This window comes from Neobacillus phoenicis, from assembly GCF_047302305.1.
Lineage (GTDB): Bacteria > Bacillota > Bacilli > Bacillales > Cytobacillaceae > Neobacillus.
In genome coordinates this window covers 2,241,111-2,253,889 of the sequence record NZ_CP154847.1, presented here as the reverse complement: position 1 = coordinate 2,253,889, position 12,779 = coordinate 2,241,111, and the positions used below count along the sequence as shown (strand labels likewise).

12 protein-coding genes are annotated in these 12,779 nt (G+C 40.1%); 5 read left to right on the top strand and 7 right to left on the bottom strand.

All coding sequences use genetic code 11. The features are described 5' to 3' along the window. Positions 1 to 314: 314 nt before the first annotated feature. From proC to namA, 3 genes are all read left to right on the top strand, one after another. A complete protein-coding gene (gene proC / locus AA0X95_RS11600; protein ID WP_413309001.1) occupies positions 315 to 1,160 on the top strand; it encodes a pyrroline-5-carboxylate reductase in 846 nt (281 codons plus the stop codon). Between the two features lie 57 nt (positions 1,161 to 1,217). Then, positions 1,218 to 2,357 carry a glycosyltransferase gene (locus AA0X95_RS11595; protein WP_413308999.1) on the top strand — a complete coding sequence of 380 codons (1,140 nt, stop codon included), beginning with the start codon at positions 1,218 to 1,220 and terminating at the stop codon, positions 2,355 to 2,357. 74 nt (positions 2,358 to 2,431) lie between these two features. Further along, positions 2,432 to 3,451, top strand: coding sequence for an NADPH dehydrogenase NamA (gene namA, locus AA0X95_RS11590; protein ID WP_413308997.1), 1,020 nt, complete (start codon positions 2,432 to 2,434; stop codon positions 3,449 to 3,451). A 41-nt stretch (positions 3,452 to 3,492) separates the two neighbouring features. On the opposite strand, the gene rnz is transcribed toward namA, so the two are convergent. Continuing rightward, positions 3,493 to 4,416, bottom strand: coding sequence for a ribonuclease Z (gene rnz, locus AA0X95_RS11585; RefSeq protein WP_413308995.1), 924 nt, complete (start codon positions 4,414 to 4,416; stop codon positions 3,493 to 3,495). 239 nt (positions 4,417 to 4,655) lie between these two features. On the opposite strand from rnz, the gene zwf reads away from it, so the two are divergent. Further along, on the top strand, positions 4,656 to 6,137 hold the full coding sequence (gene zwf / locus AA0X95_RS11580) for a glucose-6-phosphate dehydrogenase (RefSeq protein ID WP_413309969.1): 1,482 nt from the start codon (positions 4,656 to 4,658) through the stop codon (positions 6,135 to 6,137). A gap of 199 nt (positions 6,138 to 6,336) precedes the next feature. Here zwf and AA0X95_RS11575 read toward each other — a convergent pair whose 3' ends face one another. From AA0X95_RS11575 to mce, 4 genes are all read right to left on the bottom strand, one after another. Continuing rightward, complete coding sequence (locus tag AA0X95_RS11575; protein WP_413308993.1) at positions 6,337 to 7,614, bottom strand: DNA polymerase IV; 1,278 nt, start codon at positions 7,612 to 7,614, stop codon at positions 6,337 to 6,339. 74 nt (positions 7,615 to 7,688) lie between these two features. Beyond that, complete coding sequence (locus AA0X95_RS11570) at positions 7,689 to 8,810, bottom strand: tripeptidase T (RefSeq protein ID WP_413308991.1); 1,122 nt, start codon at positions 8,808 to 8,810, stop codon at positions 7,689 to 7,691. Between the two features lie 133 nt (positions 8,811 to 8,943). Then, on the bottom strand, positions 8,944 to 10,494 hold the full coding sequence (locus AA0X95_RS11565; RefSeq protein WP_413308989.1) for an acyl-CoA carboxylase subunit beta: 1,551 nt from the start codon (positions 10,492 to 10,494) through the stop codon (positions 8,944 to 8,946). Between the two features lies 1 nt (position 10,495). Beyond that, a complete protein-coding gene (mce, locus tag AA0X95_RS11560) occupies positions 10,496 to 10,909 on the bottom strand; it encodes a methylmalonyl-CoA epimerase (RefSeq protein WP_413308987.1) in 414 nt (137 codons plus the stop codon). 161 nt (positions 10,910 to 11,070) lie between these two features. Here mce and prli42 point away from each other — a divergent pair, with 161 nt between their 5' ends. Next, positions 11,071 to 11,169: a stressosome-associated protein Prli42 gene (gene prli42 / locus AA0X95_RS11555; RefSeq protein WP_308083271.1), complete on the top strand. Its 99-nt coding sequence runs from the start codon at positions 11,071 to 11,073 to the stop codon at positions 11,167 to 11,169. Between the two features lie 41 nt (positions 11,170 to 11,210). Here the strand turns inward: prli42 and AA0X95_RS11550 are convergent, their stop codons facing one another. Further along, entirely contained in the window at positions 11,211 to 11,723 is a 513-nt protein-coding gene (locus AA0X95_RS11550) for a L,D-transpeptidase (protein WP_413308985.1), read from the bottom strand. A 23-nt stretch (positions 11,724 to 11,746) separates the two neighbouring features. Then, on the bottom strand, positions 11,747 to 12,736 hold the full coding sequence (locus AA0X95_RS11545; RefSeq protein ID WP_413308983.1) for an aromatic acid exporter family protein: 990 nt from the start codon (positions 12,734 to 12,736) through the stop codon (positions 11,747 to 11,749). Positions 12,737 to 12,779 lie beyond the last annotated feature (43 nt).

The window sequence follows — 12,779 nt, the reverse complement described above, 5'->3', positions numbered from 1 at the left end:
CAACCTATTTCTCTTGCATAATCACAATTAAAATTTGCTACGTTAAAGCGATGACTAAGGCCAGTAAATGAGAAATGGCAAAAGAGAGTGATGCCCATAGGCTGAAAGGCTTCACCGCCCTCTTAATCATTGAACCTACCTTACGAGCACTTAGGAAAACCTAACGCACGTCCGGCGTTATCGGAGTCGAGTGAACCCCCAAATTAAAATTGGCTAAATGGGGGTAAATGAAGGTGGTACCACGGAAGTTAGACCTTTCGTCCTTTACGGATGAAGGGTCTATTTTATTTTACGGAGAAAAAGGAGGAAAAAAAATGAACAAAATAGCGATTATCGGTGCAGGTTCCATGGCTGAAGCATTCATTTCGGGAATTCTTGAGAATGAATTAATTGATAGAAAAAATGTATGGGTAACAAACAATTCAAATAAGGAAAGGCTAAATAGTCTTAAGGAGCGGTATGGTGTTAGTAGCACGTATGATTTGAATGCTCTTTTCGATGGTGCAGATATTGTTATGTTAGCGATGAAGCCAAAAGATGCAGCGACAGCAATTCAAGCCATACGCGAACAGCTTACTGAACACATGCTAGTCGTTTCCGTCTTAGCAGGTGTATCCATGAGTACTATAGAAACCTTGGCAAGAAAACCCCTTTCGATTGTACGGTCCATGCCAAACACTTCAGCCGCAGTTGGCAAATCTGCAACTGCGGTCGCTATGAATCAGCGGGTTACCAACGAGCAGATAGAAAAAACAAGAAACCTTTTTGGTACGGTTGGATTAACTACTTTTGTTGAAGAAGTACAGTTGGATGCGGTCACAGGCCTATCTGGAAGTGGTCCAGCATACATCTATTATCTAATCGAAGCAATGGAGAAAAGTGCAGTTGAAGTTGGTCTTGAAAAAGAAATGGCTAGTGAGCTTATTGTTCAAACATTGCTGGGAGCAGCAGAGATGGTCAAAAAATCGAGTAAGTCCTCTACACAACTGCGCAAGGAAGTAACTAGTCCTGGCGGAACAACAGAAGCTGGAATTAAAGTCCTTGAAGAAAACGGAGTACAGCAAGCGTTCATTTCTTGTATAAAGGCAGCGACTGCCCAGTCTAAAAAAATGGGGACTGCCTTACGTTCACAACTTGAGACAGCGGATCAGCCTTCCTAGTTGGATGTTCGATTCATTTGCTATAAACTAGGGAAAAAGGTCCAGGAAGTGTGGTTCATGCTAACAATATTATTCTCATTAGGAATTCTCGTTTGGATTGTTTTTCTAATTGATGCACTGATCGGGTTCCGTCAATTAGACTCGCTTGAAAACGAAGAAAGTTTAGAAACAGGACCCATGTTATCGGTGATCGTAGCAGCTAGAAACGAAGAAAAACAAATAAAGGCGAGTATCCTAAGCCAGCTGCAGCAAACCTATAGAAATGTGGAATGGATTTTAGTAGATGACCGCTCCACGGATGAAACTGGAAAAATTCTTGATGAATTGATGAAAGAAGATCCTCGGGTCAAGGTTATTCATGTGAAGGAATTACCTGTAGGTTGGCTTGGAAAAAATCATGCCTTATACAAGGGATCACTTCATACATCGGGAAAATGGCTACTATTCACTGATGCCGATGTGAAATATGGAAAGGAAGCATTTGCAAAGGCACTCCATTACGTTGAAAAACACCAACTCGATCATTTAACAGCTGCACCCAATTTAAGCGCGAATCATTTTTGGCTAAAAACCTTTGTTGCTTTTTTTCTGTTTGGCTTTTCCTATTTTAAGCGGCCATGGATGGCAAATAATCCAAAATCAAAAATTGGAACAGGAATTGGGGCATTTAATCTTGTTTCTAAAGAGGCTTATGAATCATTTGGCACACACGCAAGACTAAAAATGCGACCAGACGATGACTTACAGCTGGGGATGAAAATGAAAAAGGCAGGCTACCATCAAAGAATTGTCACCGCACTGAGGCTAATTGAAGTCGAATGGTATGGAAGTTTAAGGGAGGCATTTATCGGTCTGGAGAAAAATACGTTTGCAGGCCTAAATTATCAAGTCAGGATGGTGTTTTTTTCGATCTTCGGGGTCTTTGTCACCAATGTACTTCCGTTCCTGACGATTTTTTCTACAAACAAAACCATAGCCTTTCTAAGCTTAGGTAATATTGTTACAAGTGGAATTCTATATCTGTTAATTATTAAAAGAATGACGGTCTTTTCGCCTGTACTGTTTCTCGTTTTTCCCATTACTGCTTTACTGTTTATTTATTCGATTATTCGAGCAAGCTTGCTTACCTTTAAACGTGGTGGAATTGTTTGGAGAGGAACGACTTACCGATTAAGTGAACTAAGAGATCACGACTGAAGCAGGATTTTACATTAAATTTATACCTTTTGCTATACTAAAGTGGTTAGTAAAGAAACAGGAGGGACTTTTAGATGACAACAAAATTATTTTCTCCCCTTACTATAAAGGGAGTGACATTAAAAAACCGAATTGTCATGTCACCAATGTGCATGTACTCTAGCCATAACGAAGACGGGCATGTTCAAAACTGGCATCGTACCCACTATACAAGCAGAGCAGTCGGTCAGGTTGGTCTCATTATTGTTGAAGCAACAGCAGTTACTCCACAAGGCCGAATTTCTCCACAGGATTTAGGTATTTGGAGTGATGAGCATATTGAGAGCTTCAAAGAGCTTGTGGGGTTAATGAAAGAACATGGGGCGAAAACAGGCATACAGCTTGCCCATGCTGGTAGAAAAGCTGTATTAGAAGGTGAAATCATTGCACCTTCAGCGATTGCGTTTAATGAAAAATCGAAAACTCCGAAAGAGATGACAGTCACTGATATTAAAGAGACCGTTGAAGCTTTTAAAAAAGGGGCGGCCCGAGCGGCCGAGGCTGGTTTTGATGTAATTGAAATTCACGGAGCACATGGTTATTTAATTAATGAATTTCTATCCCCCCTTTCCAACAAACGTACAGACGAATATGGCGGCTCGGCTGAAAACCGATACCGCTTACTGCGTGAGGTCATTGCTGCTGTTAAAACGGTTTGGTCAGGTCCCTTGTTTGTAAGGGTTTCTGCACATGATTATCACGAGGATGGATTAACACCTGAAGATTACATAGTGTTCGCAGATTGGATGAAAGAACAAGGTGTAGACTTAGTGGATGTAAGCTCAGGTGCTGTGGTACCCGCACATATTCATGTGTATCCAGGTTATCAGGTAAAGTATTCTGAAACGATTAAAAATGGTGCTGAAATTCCAACAGGTGCGGTTGGCCTAATCACTACGGGAATTCAGGCTGAGGAAATATTGCAGAATGATCGAGCAGATTTAGTTTTCCTAGCACGTGAGTTGCTGCGTGACCCATACTGGCCGCGAACAGCAGCCAAAGAACTTGGTGTAACCATTGAAGGACCGAAACAATACGAACGTGGCTGGGTATAAGAAAGGAAAAGCACTTACTGATTTTTCAGTAAGTGCTTTTTTTACCTAAGCGGAATATGAATCTCTTTAAAATCCTCCGCGATGTCTGTATTAGGAAAGGTTTCCATTGCCTCGGCCACTAACTCGCGCCAATCATTCCGATCATATCGTGAACTGATGTGGGTCAAACATAATTGCTTGCAACCAGCCTTTCTAGCAATATCTGCTGCCTGATAGGTCGTTGAATGAAAGTAATCGTAGGCTAAGGTTTCCTCCCCTTTTGAGAAGGTTGCTTCATGGATTAGAAGGTCTGCCTCTTTAGCTAATAGCATCGCATTCTCACAATATCTTGTGTCTCCAAGAATGGTAACTACTCTTCCTTTTTGTTCAGGGCCAAGGAACTCATTCGGATCAAGCACCCGTCCATCTTCAAGAGTAACCGATTCACCGTTTTTTATTTGTCTAAAGAGTGGCCCAGGTTGAACACCCGCTTTAATTAACTTATCAGCATGCAAAGTACCCGGTCTATCCTTCTCCATGATTCGATATCCATACGAAGGAATCCCATGTTCAAGCAGCCGAGCTTCCACTGCAAACTGGTCATCTTCAAAAATAATTCCTTCGCTAATTTCGATGATGCTCAAGGGATATTTTAAATAGGTCTGACTTAACGACAGACTCATCTCGATATATTCTTTAATTCCTTTTGGTCCATAAACCGTAACCTCTGACTCCCCGCCTTGAAACGAACGACTGGATAACAAACCAGGTAAACCATAAATATGATCACCATGTAAATGAGTAATAAAGATTTTTTCAATCCGCCGCGGTTTTAAGGATGTGTGTAAAATTTGATGCTGCGTCGCCTCACCCACATCAAATAACCATACTGCTCCCCGTTCCTCGAGCAATTTCAAGGCTATAGATGTGACATTTCTGAGTTTCGCCGGCATTCCTGCCCCCGTTCCTAAAAAAAATAAATCCAAAGTTCCATTCTCCTTTCACCGTTCCTTAGCCAATATTGATAATATAACATAAACTTGTTTGGATTTCTTCTTATCTCAGCAATAACAGAAAGACATATTGCTTACATGCAAATCAATATATTTGCGAAAGATAATGAAAACAGCTAAATTTAATATTTGGATAAAGAAATGGTTTTTCTTCAAACTACATAAGTAAATTATGCTACAAGGAAAGAGGTCTTTAACCCGTGGAAAAAAACATGACTTCATTAATTATGATTTTCGGAGCAACTGGGGATTTAGCACATCGAAAGCTATTTCCTTCCCTATACCGTTTATTTGAGCGAGGGAGATTAAATAAATATGCTGTCATTGGAGTTGCAAGAAGATCCATGTCTAATGATGATTTTCAGCAATCAGTAAAGGATTCAGTATTGGCAGCCTTAGGGAACAAGGATAATCTTGATGAGTTTGCTTCTCATTTCTATTACCAATCACACGATGTGGCCGATTCAAGCTCATACGCAGAATTAAATAAATTAGCTCATGAGATTGATGAGAATTATCAACTTGAAGGAAATCGCATCTTTTACCTCGCGATGGCACCAGAGTTTTTCGGACCAATCGCGCTTCATTTAAAATCAGATGGCTTAACCAATGTAAAAGGCTACAAACGCCTAGTCATTGAAAAACCGTTTGGACATGATTTAGAATCTGCCAAAGAGCTAAATAAACAAATTAGAACAGCCTTTTCTGAAGAAGAAGTGTATCGAATTGACCACTATCTAGGTAAAGAAATGGTACGTAACATTGAAGTAATCCGTTTTGCTAATGCTATTTTCGAACCGCTGTGGAATAACCGTTACATTTCCAATATCCAAATTACGTCTAGTGAGACACTTGGTGTCGAAGAACGAGGGCGTTATTATGAAACAAGCGGAGCTTTACGTGATATGTTGCAAAACCATATGATGCAAATGGTAGCCTTGCTTGCGATGGAACCTCCAATTAAATTGACAACGGATGAAATTCGTTCCGAAAAAGTAAGGGTATTTCGTTCACTCAGAACGGTTGTGGGTGACGAAGTAAATGATTACTTTGTCCGCGGACAATATGGTGAGGGAATGATGGCTGACAAGAGTGTTCCAGCCTATCGTGATGAACAAATGGTAGACAAGGAATCGAATACAGAGACCTTTGTCGCAGGGAAAGTGATGATCGATAACTTCCGCTGGGCAGGCGTTCCGTTTTATATTCGAACAGGTAAACGAATGGCAGCAAAATCAACAAAGATTGTCGTTCAATTTAAAGACATTCCAATGAATTTATATTATCAGACAGAAAAAATGCTGAATCCAAACCTCCTTGTGATTCATATCCAGCCAGAAGAGGGAATTACCCTTCACCTTAATGCAAAAAAGGCTGGCGGACATTTAGATGCTCAAGAAGTTAAGTTGAGTTTTGCTAACACAGGAATTAATGCGATGAACACTCCTGAAGGCTATGAGAAGCTGCTTTATGATTGCATGCGCGGTGATGCGACCAACTTTACCCATTGGGATGAAGTTGCCTATTCTTGGGCCTTTGTAGATAAAATTTCGGAAGTGTGGGAAGGAACCAAGGCTGAGTTCCCAAATTACGCTTCCGGTTCAATGGGACCACAAGCTGCGGAGGAACTATTGGAAAAGGATGGCTTCTTCTGGTGGCCTGTTACAGATTTAGACGTAGATAATTGTAAGTAAGGATAGAAAAGCGGAAGCCCCTTGATCAGCCCCGACAGGCAAATGTTCTTCTGCAAGAAAAGTCGTTCTTTGACTTTTATTGCAGAAGGTTATTTGACCCGAGGGGCTAGGCGCTGGAGCTGGACAATTCTCAAAGTCGAATTTTATACTTACCTAATGTCAAAAAGCTCCGCTTTGTTTCCAAGCAAAGTGGAGCTTTTTAGTCTTCTTCTTTATTTTTCATAGGAAATGAACGTAAGAAATCTTTATTAAAGCTTGTCCCCGTCCCTACATTGTGTGAAGGATCTACCTTATGGGAGCCAGCGTTCTCAATAATCTCTTTACCATATTTCTCACGAAGGCTGGATAATGTTTTAAGCAGGGGTTCTTTTTTCGCATCCTTTTCAAAGGAGAATAAATCTAACTGTTTATAGGCGTTATCTTGATCTACCAAATCATTGCCTGTTATCCCTAATAAACGAACAGGATCCCCATTCCAGGATTTTAAAAAGAGCTGTTTTGCAAATACAGCTAGGTCCTCTTTATGATTTATTGGGTTAGGAAGTTTTTTACTTCTTGTAATCGTTCTTCTGTCCTTATACCGAATCGTAATACCCAAAGTAGTTGTAAGGACGTTTTTTCGCTTTAACCTAACTGAAACGGTTTCAGCAAGTGAATCTAACACAAGATAAAGCTCATGCTGATTGCTTACATCGCGAGGAAGTGTGGTCGAATTACCGATACTTTTAAACTCCTCAATGGCCCCGGGATCAACAGGCCTTTTGTCGATACCATTGGCTCTTTCTTTAATCCTAATTCCATTAATACCAAGGAGTGATTTAAGTTGAATTTCATTGCCTTTTGCTAAATCACCAATCGTGTGTATTCTAATTGTCGTTAACTTTTCTGCTGTTTTTTTCCCAACACCGTGCATTTCATTTGTATTTAAAGGCCACAAAATCTTCGGAATATCACGCTTACGAAGAATCGTAATGCCCATCGGTTTTTTCATATCAGAAGCCATTTTAGCCAAAAACTTATTCGGAGCAATGCCGATGCTGCACGGCAAATCCAATTGTTCAAGAACTCTTTTTTGAATACTTTTAGCAATGTCAATAGGACTGCCAAATTCAAAACTCTCTGTAATATCTAGATAGCCTTCGTCTATTGAAACGGGTTCCACCATTTCGGTATACTGTCTCAGAATATCAAACATCCCAATAGATGCTGCCCGGTACCTCTCAAAATTCGGTTTCATTACGATTAACTGGGGACATAGTTTTTTTGCTTCCCAGAGCGGCATCGTTGTTTTTACACCAAACTTTCTTGCTTCGTAACTGCAGGTCACAATAATACCACGTCGCTCCTCCACATTTCCTGCAATTGCTACTGGCTTCCCTTTTAAATTAGGATCAAAGGCCATTTCAACGGACGCATAAAAGCTATTCATATCCACATGTAAAATGACTCGGCCGTTTTTTGGATACATTTCCTTCATGTTAATCATCCTTAAACCATTTATAGGTCTAGTATAGCAAAAAGGAGAGTCTAAGACCCTCCTTTAAACTTTTCTTATTGATTAGCTACTTCATCAATTATAGCAAGCGTCATTTCTGCCAGCTTGTATAATTCCTCAAGTGGCATGCGCTCATTTGTTGTATGGATTTCTTCATAGCCAACAGCAAGGTTTACAGTTGGAATTCCGAACCCGGCAATAACGTTAGCATCACTACCGCCGCCACTATGCTGAAGCTCACAGCTGCGGCCAATTTTTGCTGCTGCTTTACGAGCAATCTCAACCACAAGATCGCCTTCACCAAATTTGAAGCCAGGATACATAACTTCCACATCTACTTCTGCTCTGCCGCCCATCTCAGCAGCAACTGTTTCAAATGCTTCCTTCATCTTGCTTACCTGTGCCTGCATTTTTTCAGGTATAAGTGAACGTGCTTCTGCTAAAATATCCACGCGGTCACAAACGATATTGGTTGCCTGCCCGCCTTCAAAACGGCCAATATTAGCAGTGGTTTCATGGTCAATTCTGCCTAACGGCATTTTAGCAATGGATTTTGCAGCAATCGTAATGGCAGAAATACCTTTTTCAGGAGCAACACCAGCATGTGCTGTTTTCCCATAAATTACAGTCTTCACTTTTGCTTGTGTTGGAGCAGCAACAACCACATTACCAACTAAACCATCGCTATCAAGAGCATAACCATACTTCGCTTTCATTAACGAAGGATCAAGTGCTTTTGCCCCTACTAAACCGGACTCTTCTCCTACCGTAATTACGAATTGAATTAATCCGTGCGGTAAATTTTGTTCTTTTAAAAGACGGATGGTTTCAAGCATAACAGAAATACCAGTTTTATCGTCTGCACCAAGAATTGTCGTGCCATCAGTAACCACGTAACCATCTTTAATAGAAGGCTTTACCCCTTTAGCAGGTGTAACTGTGTCCATATGGCAAGTAAAATAAATTGGATCTACGCCGTCTTTAGTTGCTGAAAGCGTACAAACTAAGTTCCCTGCTCCATGTCCTGTTACAGACATGGTATCATCTTCAAAAACTTCAAGACCTAAATCAGAAAATTTTTGTTTTAATACCTTTGCAATTTCAGTCTCAAATTTCGTTTCTGAGTCAATTTGCACAAGCTCTAAAAATTCATTCAAAAGACGTTCTTGATTCACCATTTGATTGACCCTCCAATATATGTACTTACAATCGTCAAGGAGAAAGCGCCTTAGCAAGGCGCTTTACACTTTTTCTATTTCAGTATACCTCTTTCTTACGGATATCATCAAATGAAAGAGCATCTGATTCATCTTAAAGTGGGATATTTCCATGTTTTTTATATGGACGTGACTCTTTTTTATTTCTCAGCATCTCTAAAGCCTGAATAATTTTAATCCTAGTTTCACGAGGATCGATAACATCATCCACCATTCCCCTGCTGGCAGCAACATATGGATTGGCAAACTTTTCGCGGTATTCATCGATTTTTTGTTGGCGTGTCAGCTCAGGATTTTCGCTGTTATTAATCTCCTTAGCAAAGATAATATTAGCTGCACCTTGAGGACCCATGACCGCAATTTCAGCATTGGGCCAAGCAAACACTAAGTCAGCACCAATTGACTTACTATTTAAAGCCACATATGCTCCGCCATATGCTTTTCTTAAGATTACCGTCAGCTTCGGTACAGTTGCTTCTGAATAGGCATATAGAATCTTAGCACCATGGCGGATAATTCCTCCATGTTCCTGTTTTACTCCTGGGAAAAAGCCAGTCACATCCTCAAACGTTATGATTGGGATATTGAAAGAATCGCAGGTCCTGATAAAGCGGGCTGCTTTATCTGATGAGTCAATATCCAAACCTCCCGCCATCACCTTTGGCTGGTTACAAACAAGTCCTACTGACTCCCCTTTAATCCTCGCAAAGCCAACGACTATATTTTTAGCAAAATCCTTTTGTATTTCCATAAAGGAGTCCGCATCTGTCACTTGTTCAATGACTTTGCGAACATCATACGGGCGAACCGCGTCAAAAGGAATCACATCCGTTAAATCTGGACGGTAATCATTTTCATGCTCCACTTCCTGTTTTGGCGGTTTTTCTTCATTATTTTGAGGGAGATAGCTTAATAGCTTGCGAACACTTTGTAATACTTCCTCTTCTGAATTCGCTTGGAAATGGGCATTTCCACTAATGGAATTATGGACATTTGCTCCCCCAAGATCTTCCGCAGAGATTTTCTCACCTGTTACTGTTTCAATGACCTTTGGCCCGGTAATAAACATTTGGCTTGTTTTTTCAACCATAAAAACGAAATCCGTAATAGCTGGAGAATAAACCGCACCACCAGCACACGGTCCCATAATAACAGAGATTTGCGGAATGACACCTGAATAAATTGCGTTTCGGTAAAAGATATGACCATACCCATCTAGTGAAACGACACCTTCTTGAATTCTTGCTCCACCAGAGTCATTTAGTCCAACAAATGGAGTGCCATTTTTAGCAGCTAAATCCATGACATTCGCAATTTTTTTCGCATGCATTTCCCCTAATGCACCACCAAAAACCGTGAAATCCTGGGAGAATAAATAAATGGGACGTCCGTTCACTTTACCAAACCCTGTGACAACACCATCACCAGGTCCTTTTTGCTCATCCAAACCAAAGTCATTCGTGCGGTGTTCGATAAACGGATTCAATTCGACAAACGACCCTTTATCCACTAAGAGTTCAATTCGTTCTCTTGCGGTTAGTTTTCCTTTTTCATGCTGTTTGTCAATCCGCTCATCCCCACCACCAAGCTCAACTTCTCTGCGTTTATCGTATAATTCACTAATTTTTTCGTAGATGTCTAACATATTACCCCTTCATCCCTTTCTTTTCGCATAACTCATACAAAACACCAGTAGACGATTTTGGATGCATAAAGGCTATATGTGCGCCACCTGCACCTAGTCTTGGCTGTTGATCGATCATCTGAATGCCTTTTTCTTTCATTTCTATGATTCTTTCTTCAATTGATTCCACTCCCAATGCCACATGGTGAATACCTTCTCCACGCTTTTCAATAAATTTAGCAATCGGACTTTCCCCAGATGTCGGCTCAAGGAGTTCGAGTTTGGTTCCACCTGCTTGTAAAAAAGCAACTTTTACTTTTTGGGTCTCAACCTCTTCTATTCCTAATAATGTGAGCTCTAATACATCTGTATAAAATGGTAGTGTATTCTCAAGAGATTTCACGGCAATTCCAATATGGTCGACTTTTTTAATCATATATACCCCTCTGTTCCAATATTAAAATAAATTCGACAATTACTCTTATTCGGTAAAAAGTTCATAAATCCTTCCTAAATTACTTAGTTGTTCCGTTGTTCATTTGGGCTTTTCCCTGTAAAATAGGAATATAGCCAAATGTAATAAGGGAGGTACCTAAATTGACTAAAAAGAAAACAAGAAAAATTATTGTTTATTTGATGCTCTTTGCGATGCTTGCTTCCACCCTCCTAATAGGAATCGGCACTTTCTTATCATAAACATATAAAAGGGACTGTTCATAGACGAACAGTCCCTTTACCTATTTAATTGCACCTTGCTCTTGTGCTAGAGCCTCAAATGTTTTTTTAGAGGACACAACTAATATTTTTGTTCCTAATGGAATTAACGGAAATAAGGAGGAAACCACTTCATTTTGGGCACGAATACAGCCTTGTGAGACATACTTGCCTATGGAAGCTGGCTGGTTGGTTCCATGTATCCCATAGGTCCTTCCATCAGTCCCCTTAGCGTCAAAGCCGATCCATCTGGCCCCCAGTGGGTTTTTAGGGTCACCACCTTGGATATTCTCTTTTCGAAAATAAGGTTCTTTTGCCTTAACCGTAATGGTAAAAAGACCCTCAGGGGTTAACTCCTGTGTCTTTCCTGTCCCGACACTAACCACTGTTTGGACTTTATTCTCATTAATAAAGGCCAGTTCATTGCTACTTTTATTCACAATAACAAAAGGATCACCTGGCATAGGATTTTGGCCTAATGGCCAAATGGGTGAGATGAAAAAAGCAATCAGGATCGGCGATAAGAGTTTAATCAAAACAGCCACCTGCCTTTTTTTACCTAGTTTGCTTCCATTTTCTTTCTTTCATGCATCTTGGTTTTCTTTGCTTTAAAAGAACTTTTGATGATAAGATACTCATTCATCTCATTTACTAGTTGGAGCAATGCGGCACGTGTTTCGAATTCTTCTCTCGTTTTTGGCAGTTCCATCTCTTCGAATTCTTTTTTCATTTCTCTTAGTTTCTCGATATAAATATAAGCTGTATTCCCAGGATGGATGTTTAGAGAAAGCTCTTCAAGAAAATCGGCGACCATTTTCCCTTGTTTTATCGTTTTGGTTAAAGAGATTACCATGGGTAGCACACGTTCAATAATTTCAAACTGTTTTTCTCTCATTTTAAAATAATGGAAATACGTAGTATCTTCCCGTAAAAAATGATTTTCCACATCTCTAAATGCCAACGTTTTTGCCTCATCAAGCAGCTGGGAACATTCGGTAATTTCTTTTCCATCCCAAGTACTATCCCCCGTACGTAAATATCGAACCATTTCACAAAGAATAATCTTAAAGTTTTCCTCCACTTTAACTTGATAATTTATCAACTTACTATCAACACTAGGCATATATAGATTAATTAGGAGGGCCACGCCTATTCCGATCACAATCACACCAAGCTCATTTAAAAAAATATCCATAGAGATCTTTTGGGCCATATATATATGTAAAATAATGACACTGCTTGTAACCACACCATCCTTCGCCCTTAACATGACAATAGTAGGGATGAAGAAAAACAGCATCAAACCAATGACTATCGGGTGATAGGAAATTCCCTCAAAAAAAACTGCAGAGAAGGGCATCGCTAATACACAGGCCAAAAACCGATCCCATGCTGTTCGAAGCGATCTCCTTTTTGTTACTTGGATACAAAGAATCGTTAGAATGCCTGCAGAAGCGAAATTATGTAAACCAAGCTGCTGAGCAATAAGTATGGCAATAGCTGTGCCAACAGCAGTTTTAAGTGTCCGGTAACCAATTCGAAATTTCATACTTATTCTCCTTAAAAAAAATAAAGATGATCTTTTAGACCAT

What these genes read in the sequence shown, in the direction of transcription:
- AA0X95_RS11575 (WP_413308993.1), bottom strand. Translation starts at nt 7,614, where the DNA reads ATGAAGGAAATGTATCCAAAAAACGGCCGAGTCATTTTACATGTGGAT.
- proC (WP_413309001.1), top strand. Translation starts at nt 315, where the DNA reads ATGAACAAAATAGCGATTATCGGTGCAGGTTCCATGGCTGAAGCATTC.
- zwf (WP_413309969.1), top strand. Translation starts at nt 4,656, where the DNA reads ATGACTTCATTAATTATGATTTTCGGAGCAACTGGGGATTTAGCACAT.
- AA0X95_RS11545 (WP_413308983.1), bottom strand. Translation starts at nt 12,736, where the DNA reads ATGAAATTTCGAATTGGTTACCGGACACTTAAAACTGCTGTTGGCACA.
- namA (WP_413308997.1), top strand. Translation starts at nt 2,432, where the DNA reads ATGACAACAAAATTATTTTCTCCCCTTACTATAAAGGGAGTGACATTA.
- AA0X95_RS11570 (WP_413308991.1), bottom strand. Translation starts at nt 8,810, where the DNA reads ATGGTGAATCAAGAACGTCTTTTGAATGAATTTTTAGAGCTTGTGCAA.
- AA0X95_RS11565 (WP_413308989.1), bottom strand. Translation starts at nt 10,494, where the DNA reads ATGTTAGACATCTACGAAAAAATTAGTGAATTATACGATAAACGCAGA.
- mce (WP_413308987.1), bottom strand. Translation starts at nt 10,909, where the DNA reads ATGATTAAAAAAGTCGACCATATTGGAATTGCCGTGAAATCTCTTGAG.
- AA0X95_RS11595 (WP_413308999.1), top strand. Translation starts at nt 1,218, where the DNA reads ATGCTAACAATATTATTCTCATTAGGAATTCTCGTTTGGATTGTTTTT.